Source organism: Pseudomonas sp. H2_A10 (assembly GCF_054680085.1).
Map to the genome: position 1 here is coordinate 1,945,715 of NZ_CP162821.1, position 14,286 is coordinate 1,960,000.

General features: G+C 60.6%; 13 protein-coding genes (1 of these 13 running past the window's edge). 5 read left to right on the forward strand and 8 right to left on the reverse strand.

The genetic code is table 11. The features are described 5' to 3' along the window. The first annotated feature begins 55 nt into the window (after window positions 1-55). Together AB4O23_RS08945 and ptaA are read left to right on the forward strand one after the other, a co-directional pair. On the forward strand, window positions 56-1,411 hold the full coding sequence (locus AB4O23_RS08945) for a serine hydroxymethyltransferase (RefSeq protein ID WP_065876558.1): 1,356 nt from the start codon (window positions 56-58) through the stop codon (window positions 1,409-1,411). Window positions 1,412-1,554: 143 nt separating this feature from the next. Next, on the forward strand, window positions 1,555-2,649 hold the full coding sequence (ptaA, locus tag AB4O23_RS08950) for a pyoverdine biosynthesis transaminase PtaA (protein ID WP_065876557.1): 1,095 nt from the start codon (window positions 1,555-1,557) through the stop codon (window positions 2,647-2,649). Between the two features lie 61 nt (window positions 2,650-2,710). Here ptaA and AB4O23_RS08955 read toward each other — a convergent pair whose 3' ends face one another. Both AB4O23_RS08955 and AB4O23_RS08960 read right to left on the reverse strand, forming a co-directional pair. Continuing rightward, a complete protein-coding gene (locus AB4O23_RS08955; RefSeq protein WP_116079741.1) occupies window positions 2,711-3,427 on the reverse strand; it encodes a hypothetical protein in 717 nt (238 codons plus the stop codon). A 131-nt stretch (window positions 3,428-3,558) separates the two neighbouring features. Then, window positions 3,559-4,809, reverse strand: coding sequence for a 2-aminoadipate transaminase (locus AB4O23_RS08960; protein ID WP_217855360.1), 1,251 nt, complete (start codon window positions 4,807-4,809; stop codon window positions 3,559-3,561). Between the two features lie 222 nt (window positions 4,810-5,031). Between AB4O23_RS08960 and AB4O23_RS08965 the strand changes: the two genes are divergently transcribed. After that, window positions 5,032-6,060, forward strand: coding sequence for an amino acid ABC transporter substrate-binding protein (locus AB4O23_RS08965; protein WP_017531090.1), 1,029 nt, complete (start codon window positions 5,032-5,034; stop codon window positions 6,058-6,060). 12 nt (window positions 6,061-6,072) lie between these two features. On the opposite strand, the gene AB4O23_RS08970 is transcribed toward AB4O23_RS08965, so the two are convergent. The 5 genes from AB4O23_RS08970 to AB4O23_RS08990 all read right to left on the reverse strand — a co-directional run bounded on the left by AB4O23_RS08970 (window position 6,073) and on the right by AB4O23_RS08990 (window position 12,714). After that, window positions 6,073-7,086 (reverse strand): diguanylate cyclase domain-containing protein, encoded by a 1,014-nt coding sequence (locus tag AB4O23_RS08970; protein ID WP_026067511.1) that lies wholly within the window; start codon window positions 7,084-7,086, stop codon window positions 6,073-6,075. A 137-nt stretch (window positions 7,087-7,223) separates the two neighbouring features. Beyond that, window positions 7,224-9,116, reverse strand: a complete 1,893-nt coding sequence (locus AB4O23_RS08975; RefSeq protein WP_460062909.1) for an alkaline phosphatase D family protein — start codon at window positions 9,114-9,116, stop codon at window positions 7,224-7,226. Between the two features lie 168 nt (window positions 9,117-9,284). Next, window positions 9,285-11,528 (reverse strand): ATP-binding protein, encoded by a 2,244-nt coding sequence (locus AB4O23_RS08980; protein ID WP_135196887.1) that lies wholly within the window; start codon window positions 11,526-11,528, stop codon window positions 9,285-9,287. Next, complete coding sequence (locus tag AB4O23_RS08985) at window positions 11,525-12,139, reverse strand: biliverdin-producing heme oxygenase (protein ID WP_017531087.1); 615 nt, start codon at window positions 12,137-12,139, stop codon at window positions 11,525-11,527. Before AB4O23_RS08985 ends, AB4O23_RS08980 begins: the two co-directional genes overlap by 4 nt. Before the next feature lie 191 nt (window positions 12,140-12,330). Continuing rightward, window positions 12,331-12,714 (reverse strand): response regulator, encoded by a 384-nt coding sequence (locus tag AB4O23_RS08990; RefSeq protein WP_017531086.1) that lies wholly within the window; start codon window positions 12,712-12,714, stop codon window positions 12,331-12,333. Window positions 12,715-13,002: 288 nt separating this feature from the next. Here AB4O23_RS08990 and AB4O23_RS08995 point away from each other — a divergent pair, with 288 nt between their 5' ends. Both AB4O23_RS08995 and AB4O23_RS09000 read left to right on the forward strand, forming a co-directional pair. Continuing rightward, the gene (locus tag AB4O23_RS08995; protein ID WP_135196889.1) at window positions 13,003-13,377 is read left to right on the forward strand and encodes a c-type cytochrome; all 375 of its coding nucleotides are present in this window, start codon (window positions 13,003-13,005) and stop codon (window positions 13,375-13,377) included. A 77-nt stretch (window positions 13,378-13,454) separates the two neighbouring features. Continuing rightward, on the forward strand, window positions 13,455-14,027 hold the full coding sequence (locus AB4O23_RS09000) for a hypothetical protein (RefSeq protein WP_017531084.1): 573 nt from the start codon (window positions 13,455-13,457) through the stop codon (window positions 14,025-14,027). Window positions 14,028-14,163: 136 nt separating this feature from the next. On the opposite strand, the gene AB4O23_RS09005 is transcribed toward AB4O23_RS09000, so the two are convergent. Continuing rightward, on the reverse strand, window positions 14,164-14,286 hold the 3' end of the coding sequence (locus AB4O23_RS09005; protein WP_026067510.1) for a hypothetical protein. Its footprint extends 207 nt past the window's final position; only the last 123 of its 330 coding nucleotides appear in the window; the start codon falls outside the window, past its right edge; its stop codon occupies window positions 14,164-14,166.

A 14,286-nucleotide genomic window follows, 5' to 3' on the forward strand; every position in this document is an offset into this window, starting at 1 on the left:
ATCGCCACGGTTCAGGACGAACTGACGAGCAGCAACCCAGAAAAGGACATCGCCCATGGCAGTCAACACCGTACAACTGCAGGATCAGGCTGACTTGCTGCGCCGAGGCATGGCAGATCTGCGCGCCGAGGACTTGGAGCTGGCGATGCTCCTCGACGCCGAAGTCGAGCGTCAACACCGAACCCTGTCGCTGGTGCCTTCCTCCTGCGCTGTAAAACCCCGCACTCTGGCGGCGTCTGCTTCTGCACTGGTCAACGTCACCGCCGAGGGCACGCGGGGCAGTCGCCATCGCGCCGGTTGCGAGAATGTCGACCGGGTCGAATCCCTGGCGATTGGCCGCGCCCGTGAACTGTTTGATGCCCACTACGCCCATGTTCAGTCGCACTCCGGCTCCCATGCCAACGCCCAAGTGCTGTCCGCACTGCTTGAACCTGGCGATACTCTGCTGGGCATGGCCCCTGATCATGGTGGGCACCTTACCTACGGCAGCCCGGCGATATTTACCGGCGCCTATTACAAGGCTATCCGCTACGGCACCACCGCCGAGGGGCTGATTGATTACGCGCAGGTGCGCAGCCTGGCACTGGCCCATCGGCCACGCGTTATCCTCTGCGGTGCTTCGGCCTATTCGCGAGTGGTGGATTTCGAGCGGTTCCGTGCAATTGCCGATGAGGCGGGCGCGATCCTGCTGGCGGACATCTCCCATATCGCCGGGCTGGTGGCGACAGGTCGGCACCCAAGCCCGATCAATGCGGCACACGTCACCACCACCTGTACTCACAAACAACTGGGCGGCCCACGTGGCGGGCTGATCCTTTGCGGTCGCGATGCACATACCAAGGTGCCCGGCTTGCGGGCGACGTTCAGCCGTGTGCTCGACCAGGCTGTATTTCCGCGCATGCAGGGCGCGCCGGCGGTCAATATGATCGCCGCCAAAGCGGCCGCGCTGGGCTACGCGATGACCGCGGAGTTTGACGCCTGCATGGGCCGGGTTCGCAGCCTGGCCGATGAGCTGGCCGGTGCATTCCTGGCCCGCGGCTATGAAGTGGTGGGCGGGCGCAGTGAAAACCATACCGTGCAGATCCGCTTGCGCGACGGTATTAGCGGTTCCATCGCCGAAGTGGCATTGGAAAGCTGCGGCATCGTGGTGAACACGCATCGCGTGCCGGGCCAGGCCCGCGCGTGCGCTGTCGACAATGGGTTGTGCATCGGCACCGGATCCATGGCGCAACGTAACATCGACACCGATGGCTGCCGACAGGTCGTCGATCTGGTGTGCCGAATACTGCAGCAGGTGACGCCGCTCGGCGAACACGAGTACCGGTTGGAACCGGCAATGCAGGCGCAATTGCGTGCGGAACTCGAGCACCTGTGCGCGAAATATCCCATCGCCGACTACTGGGAAAGCTGAGGCCGTGGCTGGAAAAAAGCCCCGCCTTGAGTGGTCGCGCGCGGCTCGTTTATCGGGGCTCGGTTAAATCATCCGACGCTTGTCTCGTCATACCTTTCAATAGGAGCAGTGCCCATCCATTCCCTCTACACGGAGTAGTCACCATGGTCAGCGTCAGCCGTCGATCCCTTCTGGCCCTGGGGGCCGCCCTGCCGGTGCTGGGCCACCTGAATTGGGCGGTCGCCGCGCCGCCGGCGGCGGAGACTGACGAGGTGCTGCTCAACTATAACGAAAGCCCCTACGGACCATCGCCGGCGGCCCGCGCGGCGATGCAGCGCGGGATCACGACGGCCGGGCGATATCCCTACACGCATATGTATGCGCTGGCCGGTTTGTTTGCCCAGCAACACGGGCTTGCCGAAACGCAGGTGGCGGTATTTTCCGGTTCCATGGCCGCATTGCGTTACGCTGTGCTGGCATTCACCAGCCAAACCCGTGGCCTGGTAATGGCCACGCCGTCGTACGAAGTGCCACGGCAGGCAGCCGAGTCACACAAGGCGCCCGTCAAGGAAGTGAGCCTCAACGCCGAGCATGCCCACGACGTGTCGGCCATGCTGGCGGCCGACACGCAGGCCGGCATGCTGTACCTGTGCAACCCTAACAACCCCACCGGCACCCTGACCCCGTTCGAAGCCATCCGCCAGGCGCTGACCAACAAACCCAAGGGCAGCGTGCTGGTGGTGGACGAGGCTTACATCGACTTTGCCGACACGCCGAGCGTGGTCAATTGGGTCAAGGACCACGACGATCTGCTGGTGCTGCGCACCTTTTCGAAAATCTATGGCATGGCCGGTGCGCGCCTGGGCTTGGCGATCGGCCACCCGGCGCTGCTGGAACGCTTGGCAGTGTTTGGCGGCGACAACGTTCCGGCGGGCGCTTCTTTGCTCGGAGGCCTTGCCAGCCTGGAAGACGTGAAATTATTGCCGCAACGCAAGGCGCTCAATGCCCAACTGCGCGATGAGACCATCACGTGGCTCAAGGGTCGCGGTTTCGCCTGCACGGCCTCCCAGGCCAACTGTTTCATGATCGACGTCAAGCGGCCGGCGGAGCAGGTCATCGAGACACTCGCTGCACACGGCGTACTCATCGGACGGGTGTGGGAAAACTGGCCGCAGTGGGTGCGGGTGACGGTGGGGAGCAAGCAGCAGATGGCGCGCTTTCGCGAGGTGTTCGCGGCGCAGGTTGAGCGCGTCGGTTGATACCACGTGTGGGAGCGGGTTTGCTCCCACACGTTCAGTTGTGCGGTGTTGCCTGGAGGGGTTATTGCTGCGCGATGCTGTAGCCTTCGAACGCGCTCTGTTGCTGCAGGGCGGTGATCACGCTCTTGCGGCTCAGCGGCTGTTCAATGCCGGCGTTATCCACAAAGCTGTCCACTTCCAACTCCGCTTCATCGCCTTCGCCTACAAAGCGCAAACCCAGGAACTCGAAGGCTTCACGGTCGACATTCAACTTGGAGCGCGGCGTGCGCAGGGGCAGCGTGACGCTGACGCCATCTTTGCTGATCACAAACACTTCGGCTTCTTTCTTGGCGCGTGCGGCCTTGCCCTTGCCGGTGCTTGGGTTGCTGATGGCCTGGTGAGACTGGTTCAGCACTTTGAGGGCCAGGCCGTAGACCAACTCCTGGAACTCGGGGTCGTCCTTGAAGCTGGACAGGATGCGGCTGATCGAGAATTTGCTGCTCAGGTCTTCCAGTGCGATGTTGTCGGCGGCTTCGGCGTCTTTCAACTGCTTGAGCTGGCCCATCAGTTCGTAGGCTTTGTCGTCGTCGAAGGCATCGTGCGCCTGGCGGATGGCGATGCGCAGTTCGCGGATCTGATCGCTTTCCTTGGAGGTATGGAACGCGTCCAGCACCATCTCGCTGATGATCTTGGCGGCGGGTACATGCTGTGAAAGATTGATGGCATTTTCGTATTCAGCTTTGGCGTGCAAGGCGACTACGGATTCTTCGGCGGTGTGTTCGGTGTAAGAATCGGACATTGAAATTTCACTACTTCAGTAAACGGGGGAGACAAAAAAACGTCGCGCATTTTCAGGGGGCGGGGGAATCAGGTCAAGGCAGCACAATGCCCTTATCGTGCAGTTGGGCTGCCGGTCGGCGGATGCGGGGGTTAAACCAACTGCTTGAGACACGCTTGAAGAATATCCAACCCTTCTTCCAGTACCGCAGGTTCAATGGTCAGCGGCGCCAGCAGGCGAATGATGTGCCGAGACTTGCCACTGGGCATCAACAGCAAGCCGGCGTCCCGCGCCAGGCTCAGCAACTGGGCCAGTTGCTTGGGCGCGGGTGTACCGTCGGCATGCGCCAGTTCTATGCCGCGCATGGCACCAACGCCAGTCAAGCGGCCCAGGTAGGGCGACAGATGCTGCTCGCGCCAGGCCTGGTAGCGACTGACGATGGCCGCTTCTTGCCGGGCGCCCCACGCGTGCACCTGTTCATCGGTCATTGCATCCAGGGTCGCCAATGCCGCCGCGCAGGCGATGGGGTTACCGGAGTAGGTACCGCCCAGCCCGCCCTTGGGCAGGTTGTCCATCAACGCTTTGCGCCCGACCACCGCACCCAGTGGCACGCCGCCGGCGATGCTTTTGCCGAGCAGGATCAGGTCGGGTTCGATGCCCAGGCGCGAAAAGGCGAAACGCTGGCCGGTGCGGCCAAACCCTGATTGGATTTCGTCGGCGATCAGCAGGATATTTTTTTCATCGCAGAAACGCCGCAGGGCTTGGGCGAATTCGCTGTCCAGGAGCAGAAAGCCGGCTTCGCCCTGTACCGGTTCGATGATGAAGCAGGCTACATCGTCGACGTCGATTTCTACGCTGAACAGTCGGTCCATGGCCTTCAATGCTTCAGCGCAGGTGACACCGTTATCGGCACTGGGGTAGGGCAGGTGATACACCGGGCCGGGCAGTACGCCGACCTTTTGCTTGTAGGGCGCCACTTTGCCATTGAGGTTGAGCGTGGCCAGGGTGCGGCCGTGGAACGCGCCGTCAAAGGCGATCACCGCCGTGCGGCCCGTGGCCCCGCGCACGATCTTCAAGGCATTTTCCGCGGCCTCGGCGCCGCTGTTGGTGAGCATGCCGCTGACCGGATAGCCCACCGGAATAAACGCGGTCAGGCGATCCATCAGTTCGAGGTAGGGCTTGTGCGGCGCGGCGTTGAAGGCGTAGTGGGTCAGTTGGGTCGCCTGTTCACGAATCGCCGCCACCAAGGCGGGGTGGCAATGGCCGAGGTTGAGCACGCCGATGCCACCGACAAAATCGATATAGCGCTTGCCCGAGGTGTCCCAGACTTCGGCGTTTTTACCGTGGCTGAGGCTGATGGGGTGAACGACGGAAATCGACTGGCTGATGGTTTCGCGGCTCATGGATCCTGGACTCGGCAGTGGCGGGCGTCTTTTTATCTAAGCTGCCGGCGGGGCCCTGGCGCAAAGGAAATAAAATCGCCGGGTCATTCCAAATCGGAAGGAGCTGTTGCCAAAAGGTCGTTTGTGGCGGCGCTGTAAACCCGTCACTCTCCCCCGGCAGCATCAGAAACCGGCGCGGGCTGTGCAGCGCCGAATAATAAGGACCGACAGGGAGCGCCTCGCATGAACCTATTCAAAACCACCTTGGCCACGATCAGTGCTACGGCCCTATTGGGCCTGGCCGGCACCGCCCACGCCGGTGCGACGTTGGATGCAATCCAGAAAAAAGGTTTTATTCAATGCGGTGTCAGCGACGGGTTGCCTGGCTTTGGCGTGCCCGACAGTACGGGCAAGATGACCGGCATCGATGTGGATGTGTGCCATGCCGTGGCGGCCGCGGTGTTCGGCGATGCATCAAAAGTGAAGTTCACCCAATTGACCGCCAAGGAACGTTTCACCGCCTTGCAGTCCGGCGAGATCGACCTGATCTCGCGTAATACCACCTGGACCAGCTCCCGCGATTCGGGCATGGGCCTGGTGTTTACCGGCGTTACCTACTACGACGGCATCGGTTTTCTGGTGAACAACAAACTCGGTGTTAGCGCCGCCAAGCAGTTGAATGGCGCCACCGTGTGCATCCAGGCCGGCACTACCACCGAACTCAACGTGGCCGATTACTTCCGCACCCATGGCATGAAGTACACGCCTATCACCTTCGATACCGCCGACGAAAGCGCCAAGGGCCTGGAAGCCGGGCGTTGCGATGTGCTGACCACCGACCAGTCGGGCCTGTATGCCCAGCGCATCAAGATGGCGCACCCGGATGAGTTTGTGGTGCTGCCGGAAGTCATCTCCAAAGAACCCCTGGGACCGTTGGTGCGCAAGGGGGATGACGAGTGGTTCAGCATCGTCAAATGGACCCTGTTCGCCATGCTCAATGCCGAGGAGATGGGCATCACGTCGCAGAATGTCGAAGCGCAGGCCAAGGATTCCAAGAACCCGGATGTGGCGCGGCTGCTGGGTGCCGACGGCGAATACGGCAAGGACCTCAAACTGCGTAAGGATTGGGTGGTGCAGATCGTCAAGCAAGTGGGCAACTACGGCGAAGTATTCGAGCGCAACATCGGCCAGGGCAGCGTGTTGAAGATCAAGCGCGGGCTCAATGCCTTATGGAACAACGGCGGCATTCAGTACGCGCCGCCGGTGCGCTGATACCGGGGCGGCCTATGTCGATACGCCGTCTTTGCCCGCCGCTTTGGCTCGATACAGGGCCTGATCGGCGCGCGCCATCAGGGCGGCGGGGGCTTCATTCACTTGGCGTTCGACCACGCCCAGGCTCAGTGTGACCTTGACGTCGTCGGTTATCCGGTGAGTTCTCAAGCTCTGGCAGATAGTCTCAGCCAGGGCCTTGGCTGTTTCCAATGAGCTTTCGGGAAGGACCACCATAAACTCATCGCCCCCCCAACGAGCCAACAGGTCGCCCTGGCGGACGCAGCTTTCCAGGCGTTCCACCACCTGCACCAGGGTCTGGTCGCCTACGCCGTGCCCGTGTCGATCATTGATCGGCTTGAAGTCGTCAACATCCATCGCGATCAGTGACAACGGCAGGTGAAAGCGCTGGGCGCGTTCGCACTCTTGGAGCAACACTTTTTCCAGGCGATACCGGTTGGCGACGAGGGTCAAGGCATCCCGTTCAGCCAGGACGCGGTTCTCATCCACCTGCAGCTGCAATTGCTGATTGACCCGCGACAGTTCAAGCGTGCGCTCGGCCACCAATGCCTCAAGGGATTGATTGCGCCGCTCCAGTTGCTCGATGGAATATTTGCGCAGCTGGATATCGCGCAGGGCCCCGACCATCCGCGCCACCGAACCGTCGGGGTTACGCGCCACCACATAACCGCGGTCCTCGATCCACAGGTAGCTGCCGTCTTTTTTGCGGCAGCGGTATTCAGTTTGATACTGGGGGGCGCGACGGTTGATGTAGTCGTCAAACACCGTCATCACTTGGTTGTAATCGTCGGGGTGGATCACGTTTTCCCAGGTGAATACGTTGTTGTCCAGAGCGTGGCGGGGGTAGCCGAGCATTTCGTACCAGCCTGGGTTGCGGTAGACGAACCCGGTATTGGCGTTCCAGTCCCAGATCCCGTCGCTGGAGAGCTCCAGGATGGTGTGCAACATATCGGCATTGAGGCGAGAGAAATCATTTTTCGTTGAGCTTTTTCCGGAGATATCGTCCATCTGCGTACTCCTTGCCTGGGCGGGCGACAAAGGCCTGCCAACGTTGACACCGATACTCCGTGGCTGGCGCTACTGTACAACGGCGCTTGGGCACTTTGAATAGAGGCGATGGGACGCTGTGAAAGAGTGGCAGCGGGCTACTGCTTCGGCGCCACCATCCTCGTCCGTGGCTTCCCGTCGGCGTTGTGCTGGTAAATCGCTTCCGGTTGGCCCTGCTCGTTGAAAAATACCTGGCCGATCCCGGCCGAATTCCACAAGCGCTCACCGGCTTCGGCATGTTCCGGAATATGGGGCACTACCTGCATCGTGCGACGCCGGGTGAACCAGTTGAGCGGCGAGCGGGGGGAGTAGAGCCAGCGGTTGAGGCGGTCGAACCATTCCAGCAAGCGCGGTGGGAATTCGTTCTTGATGCCGCTGCTGGTGATTTGCCAGATCCTCGGGCCCGCGTTGCGATGACGGATCAACACTTCATAAACGAAGGAGTAGTGCACGTCGCCCGACAGGATCACGTAGTTACCCGGCGTGCGCGAGTGACGGAAAATGTTGAGGATGACCTGCGCGGCTCCGCGATGGGCCATCCAGTTTTCCGCGTCCACCAGCAAGGGGTGGCCGCACCAACTGAAGATTTTCTGCACAGTCTCGATCAGCTTCACGCCAAAGATCGGCGCGGGCGAGACGATGATGGCCGAGGGATGGTCAAGCAGTTCCTGTTGCAGTTCACTCAAGGCTTCCCAGTCCAGCAGGCCGGAGGGTTGCTTGAGCGTGAATTCACTGCGCCAGCGCCGGGTACGGGTGTCGAGCACCACCAGGGCGGGGGTGGTGGGCAGCACGTAATGCCATTGTTGAAATTTCAGCAGCGCGCCGAGCAAATTATCCTGTTCGGTCGCGTCCAGGTGATTGTTGTGCGCCTGGCGGCCGAGCGCCTGGGTTTGACTTATTAATGTGTCGAACGCATCCGGGTTGTTACCCCAGCCCTGGCACAGCAGGTACGCGAGCAAGGCATTGCCGATGATGCGCTTGGAGAACGGATGGCCGTAGGCGGTTTCTTCCCACTGGGCGCTGAGGTTCCAGTCGTCGGTGATGTCGTGGTCGTCAAAGATCATCAAGGTGGACAGATGGGCGAATACCCGTGCCACGCCGGGCAGGTCATCGCGGAAGTCATCCACCTGCACTTGCTCGCGGGCATAGCGCGCCGCTTCATCGGTGTTCAATTGTGGCGGTTGCGTGGCGATCAGGCGCCACGGGGTGGGTGACCATACCAGCAGGTACATCGCCATGACTTCGGCGAAGCTCACCAAGTGGTTGTCGGCCGTGCTGCTGGTGAAGATCGGTTTTTTCACGCCACCAAAAAAACGCTCGCGCAGGGTCTCGTTGCTGTCCAGTGCCGGCAGCAAGTCCGCGCGATGGTAATAACTGGCGGGGTGCCCGTAGAGGCTGGCGCTGTCATCTATCACTGCCCCTTCCAGGTATTCGTCGAACAGGCCCAGGCGAGCGATCAGCGCGTGGATCGCCCGCAGCATCGGCCCGGCGACATCGTCGGCGTAGACCTGATCGCCACTCATGATCAGCAGGGCCGGGCGCTCGGCACGGGTTTCGGCGAGCAGGCGGTCGACGCACAGCAGGCCTTCATCGGCGCAATGGTGAGGTTTGCGGCAAGAGCCGTGCACCAGTTGGTGGATACGGCTGTGCAGTATGAAAGAGGCGGATTGGGCGTTGGCGTACAACAGGTGCGGCGCCCACTGTGCCATGCCGTTGCCATCGATCAGCAGGTCATAGTCGATGCTTACATCCTGCGGCAGCGCCTGCTCCAGCGACACATCGATGAGGTGGATAAACGCCTGGCGGCCCACTGGCACCACTTGGCAGTGGCGCGGGTTCAGTGGGATATCACGCGTCTGCTCGCCAACGTGCAGCCTCAGGCTCAGTACCAGCTCCCGGCTGCCCACCAGCCACATCACCAGCCGCCGAGGTTCCAGGCGGCGGAGCATGGGGCCTGCGAGAACGGTGGGCAATGGGTCGGTCAGCGGCATGCGGATGAGGTTTCCAGGCAGGTTTGAGCCGGCAAGATTAGCGCACTGAATGTCAGTGTTTTGTTAAGCGCCTTCCTTCAAGGGCAGCGTTAGCGCGACTGCCCGTGGCTAGGGTGGATGGCTGGAACACGGCATTGGCGGGCAGGCCGCGCCCAGCGTTTTACGGCGTCAGGTCGGTGAGTTTTCAGTCACCTTCGGCACCGTGAACCGGAACTCACTGCCACGTCCCACTTCACTCTCGGCCACGATCCTGCCGCCATGGGCCTGGACGATGCCCTGGGTAATGTAGAGTCCCAGGCCACTGCCGGTGGGGTTGTTTTCGGTTTGTGTCCAATAGCGTTCGAACACATGAGGTAACTGCTCCGGCGCAATGCCTTCGCCGGAGTCGCGCACCGAGAATACGATCTCTTCGCCATTGCTCATGGCACTGATGCCGATATTGCCCTGGCGCGGGGTGAACTTGATGGCGTTGCCGATCAGGTTCGAGAGCACCTGGAACAGGCGCTCGGGGTCGCCGTTGATTTGCAGGCCCGGCTCGGCGTTGAAGCACAGGTCGATGCCTTTTTCCATCGCCAGCGGCGCAAGCAACGAGTACGCCTCTTCGAACATTTGGCTGACATCCAGTGCCACCGGCTTGACCACATAGCGTCCGGCTTCGATTTTGGAGGTGTCCAGCAAGTCTTCCAGCAGGACGTTCATGCGTCCGGCAGCCTGCTGCATGGTGTCGATTGCCGAGGAAATCCGCCGCGAGGTATGTGGGCCGTCGGAACTGAACGCCTTTTGCATCATGCCGCACAGCATCGATATGACCGTCATGGGGTTGCGCAAGTCGTGGGACACCACCGCCACCAGTTCATCGCGGGCGCGCACGGCTTGTTGCTCGCGCAGCACCTGGCGGGCCAGGTCGTTCTCCAAGGCAAAGCGGCGCAGGTCATTGGCGGCGAACAGGTCGCCATGGCTCCACTTGGTGGAGATACCGGCCATTTCCACTTTCCAGATTTCAAACGAGGTGCGTGGGCGAAGGCGCAGGCCTGCGTCGGAACTTTCCAGGTTCAGTGGCTTGTTCGGGTCGCCGCTCCAGTGGATGTTCTCTTTCACTTCCGGCCGGAACCACAGCACACCATTGTCCACTGGCTTGGGCAGGCTCATGGCCAAGACTCCGCTGGCCACTTGCTGGAACTCGGCAGCGGGCGCGTACACCGAGGCCAGGTTATGGTTGGCAAACACGGGTTCGCCGCGTGCCTGCAGCCACTTGTGCAACGCTCGGATCTGCGCCGGCTCGGGGCAGTTGCCGTAGCGGTGCAGTTGCTTGTCTTCGATGATCGCTACGCCGCCGGCCAGGGTCAGGTCCATCAGCAGTTGGCCGCGCTGGGCCAAGCCTTCGAACACGTTGTACTCCGAGGCTTTCATCGCCTTGTCCAGCAGCTGCAGGGCCTCGACTTTTGCTTCGCGCTGACGGCTCAGGTCCAGCGCTTCCATGGCGCTGATCTGCAATGACAGCACCTGGCCGATAGTCTGGCAGGCCATGCGCAACTCGTTGGGCACCAGCAGTGGCTCACGGTTACCGCAACTGATCAGGCCCCAAAGTTTGTCGCCCTTCATCAGCGAGATGCTCATGGACGACAGCACGCCCATGTTCTGCATGTACTGGCAGTGAATCGGCGACACGCTGCGCAGGGTGGCGAAGCTCAAATCCAACGGTTTGCCGGTATCCGGGCGCAGCTTGGGCAGCAGCGGCACCGGCTCGTAGGCTGCGTTGGGGATAATGCGCAGCCAGTTGGTGCGATACAGCTCGCGAGCCTGTTCCGGGATGTCGGACGCGGGGAAGAACAACCCGTGGAAAAGCTCCATGGACGGCGCAGACGCTTCGGCGATTACCTGGCCATGGCCTTCGTCTTCAAAGCGGTAGATCAGCACGCGGTCGTAGCCGGTCATGGCCTGGATTTCATTTACGCTGACTTCGTATAACGCCTGCAGGGTTTTCGCTGCCTGCAAGCGTTGCAGCATCTTGCCCAGGTCACTGGTGCGGCCATTCACTGCACGTGGCTGGAAGTCCTCCAGCAACGGCTCGAACTCCAGCACCAACACACCCTGATGGCGATGCAGCAGGCCGTCGAACCTGGTGCCATTGAAGGTCATGTGCAACGGCGGCGCATCGGTAAAATTGTTGAGCTCGACCATGCACCGCACGGCCGCAGCAGGCTCGGCACCGAGCAATACGTGCAGCGGTTGGCCCAGCAGGGTCTCGGGCGCATGGTCGAACAGGCTGGCGACATTGGCGCTGACCTGGAGGATCTGCAAGTCAGGGTCCGACAGCGTCAGCAACACACCATGGGGCTGGATAGCCCCGGGAAAGCGGATAGGCTCGTCGGCGCAGTTGGCAAGCAGCTCTTCAAAATCATCGGGTTTCATAGCAGTACCTCCTGGCTGTCGAGCCATTGCTCAAAGCAGCTAAATGTCGAACGGGCCGCATCCACGGCGCACGGTCTGGCTTGCGCGTCCATCGGCTGGCGGGCCAGGTAATCGAGAAAGTCTTTCCAGCGCCGACCGGTCTCGGCACCGTACACATTGAGAAAGGCACCCCCGTTGTCGGCGTCCAGGCCCAGGCGCCGGGCCATCTCGCGACGCAATACTTGACCGCCCAGGGTTGCGCCTTCCAGCACATAGGCGGCGCCGAGGCAGGCAGCGGGGGTATCAAGGGACGGCAGGTGGGTGCAGCGGGGCAGGGCGTCGATGGCTGCGTCATTCAAGCCGAGGGCATGAAGGTCGCTCACCAGGGTAGGCGTTTTCACGCGCAGTTGCGGATCAAAGCCTTCCGGGATCAGATCACCTTCATACAGCGCGGCTTCAATCGGCGCATAAAACCCGTAATACGCTCGGAGCAAGCTCAGGTAGCCGTCGGCATCCAGGTGTACGGAGAAAAACGGCAGGCGCTTTTCCAGCGCGATGTGCAGCAGAGCCGTGCCGGCGCGTAGTGTTTCCAGCAATGAGGGCGCACCAACGTCATGGGCCTGTGAGTGCATTCAATAAGCTCGAACTGTGGGCCTGCCGGCCATGAATGACGCGAGAAAATGGGCGACGATTCTACACAACTCATAGCCACTGACTGTAGGCGCAAAGCGAAAAGCCTGACCAGCGGATCAGAAAAGTCGCTCCTTGCCCATTAGTGACCGCTGCGCTGGTGTTGAAGTTCGGTTTAAATGATGTCGCGACGCTATCGATGCATGGGCGAGCCTTGTTGGGTCAGCGCCGATTGCACACACTCCAGCAGGTGCTCAGTGCTCCAGGGTTTGGGTAAAAACCGTACTCGGCTGCTCAGTTGCGAGGCCATGGCGCTGTTGCCCGAGGTGAGCAATACCGCGACGGTTGGCCAGCGATGGGCTACAACCCGGCTCAAGTCATAGCCATTCAACAAGCCTGGCATCTGGATATCGCTGACGATCAGATCGACTTGTTCATCATCACGCTCCAGAAAAATCATTCCTTCGTCCGCTGAAGGAAACGAAGTGACATGGGCACCAAATTCCTCCAGTACATCCACCATTAACGAGCGAATGATCTCGTCGTCCTCCAGTACCAAAATCGATGGCTGAGCCATGATCCTTACTCCGCCATCAGGGTTCAGTAAGGTGGAGTGGGGCACGGCTGGATAGGTTCGATTGGAAGTGGATTAAACGATGGGTGGTCAAGTGTCTAGGTTGCGTATTTGCCGGGAGGTGAGGCGCGAGCCACAGTTGCAAACGACGTGGCGACCATTGCCTTGATTGTGTATTAAGAGTGGCGTATGACCGGTGCGCTGGCGGTAGGGCTTGAAGCTGTGATCCGGATGGTCAAGCGTTCCTGGCAAGCAGGCATAATCGTGTGCAACAGCTGATGTGGAGTCCCTATGAAATACGCCTTGCTAACCCTCGCTTTGATCTTGAATGCCCACGCGGCCCTCGCAGCCGGCGATGCGCAGGCGGGTGCCAAGCTCTTCACCAAGACCTGCGGCGGCTGCCATAGCGTCGGCGAAGGTGCGCGCGCAGGGTTTGGCCCGGAACTCAACGGCATCATTGGCCGACCTGCGGGGGCGACCACCGATTACCAATATTCCGATGCGATGAAAAACTCGGGGGTAGTCTGGACTCGCGACAAACTTGCCGCCTATATAGAAGCCCCGAAGAAGGTGGTGAGTGGTACGCGGATGATTTTCTGGGGGATCAGTGATCAGGACAAGATTGAAAACATCCTGGCGTACCTTGAGACGTTTCAACCCAAGTAGCCGTTTGGTGTTCGGGAACATTTTGTTCGAGTGCCGGTCAAGACATCACTGACCTCCCTGCGATAAGGACATCCTTCGTGAAGCGAATCGCGCTGCTTTCCCTCGTTCTTGCCCTGTGCGCCTGCCAATCCAACCAACGCGACTCCTCGCCCAGCCTGCTCAAGGATGGCATCCAGTTGCGCCAGAAAACCGTAGCCGTAGATGCCGAGCACGCCAAAGTCATCATGAAAGCCAGTGGCGGCACCAACCCCGTCGAATTTGCCATCCATCGCGAAGGCGACCCCGACTCACGCATGGAAAAGCTCGGCACTGTGATGGATACGGGTGAGGGCAAGGTCTTAAACTGGATCGCCAAGCTCAACCAGACCGTGGCCAGCGCAGGGTTCAAGCGTTTCCCGCAGCTTGAAATCCAGGCCGATCCAGGCAAGAAGCTCACCGTGTCCAGTTCGGCGGGAAGCCAGGGCAACGGGGTTTACTACAGCTGCGGGCCGGTGATGAGTACGTTCAGTCCGGAGAAGGCGAAGGTGTATCTGGTGGAGTTTCAATTCAAGGACGGTCGTTCGACGTGTGCGCAACAAGTGTTTGATATTACGGATCCGGCAAATCGGGTGCTGATTGAAGGCTCGGGGAATGGTTCGAAGGAAGGTTGAAGGTTTGGTGGATGAGTGTGGGGCGGTAGGCAAACGGTCCAGCTTGTTCTGAATGCTGCGATTTACGTTTGCCTAATGTTGTGTCGACGATTTGCCTGGCGCTGGAACAGCAACCCTTTGATCGCAAGGGGCGGCGTCACTGAATGGCTTTGAGGTAGTACTGGAGTGCGTCGAGCGGAGGGGGCAGATCCTCCAGCCGGGTGGTTTGGCTGACGTCGACAGACAACCGCTTCAATTCGCGCCCCAGTACCGTATCGGC

What these genes read in the sequence shown, in the direction of transcription:
- AB4O23_RS08955 (WP_116079741.1), bottom strand. Translation starts at nt 3,427, where the DNA reads ATGTCCGATTCTTACACCGAACACACCGCCGAAGAATCCGTAGTCGCC.
- AB4O23_RS08995 (WP_135196889.1), top strand. Translation starts at nt 13,003, where the DNA reads ATGAAATACGCCTTGCTAACCCTCGCTTTGATCTTGAATGCCCACGCG.
- AB4O23_RS08960 (WP_217855360.1), bottom strand. Translation starts at nt 4,809, where the DNA reads ATGAGCCGCGAAACCATCAGCCAGTCGATTTCCGTCGTTCACCCCATC.
- AB4O23_RS08985 (WP_017531087.1), bottom strand. Translation starts at nt 12,139, where the DNA reads ATGCACTCACAGGCCCATGACGTTGGTGCGCCCTCATTGCTGGAAACA.
- AB4O23_RS08965 (WP_017531090.1), top strand. Translation starts at nt 5,032, where the DNA reads ATGAACCTATTCAAAACCACCTTGGCCACGATCAGTGCTACGGCCCTA.
- AB4O23_RS08990 (WP_017531086.1), bottom strand. Translation starts at nt 12,714, where the DNA reads ATGGCTCAGCCATCGATTTTGGTACTGGAGGACGACGAGATCATTCGC.
- AB4O23_RS08980 (WP_135196887.1), bottom strand. Translation starts at nt 11,528, where the DNA reads ATGAAACCCGATGATTTTGAAGAGCTGCTTGCCAACTGCGCCGACGAG.
- ptaA (WP_065876557.1), top strand. Translation starts at nt 1,555, where the DNA reads ATGGTCAGCGTCAGCCGTCGATCCCTTCTGGCCCTGGGGGCCGCCCTG.
- AB4O23_RS08970 (WP_026067511.1), bottom strand. Translation starts at nt 7,086, where the DNA reads ATGGACGATATCTCCGGAAAAAGCTCAACGAAAAATGATTTCTCTCGC.
- AB4O23_RS08975 (WP_460062909.1), bottom strand. Translation starts at nt 9,116, where the DNA reads ATGCCGCTGACCGACCCATTGCCCACCGTTCTCGCAGGCCCCATGCTC.
- AB4O23_RS08945 (WP_065876558.1), top strand. Translation starts at nt 56, where the DNA reads ATGGCAGTCAACACCGTACAACTGCAGGATCAGGCTGACTTGCTGCGC.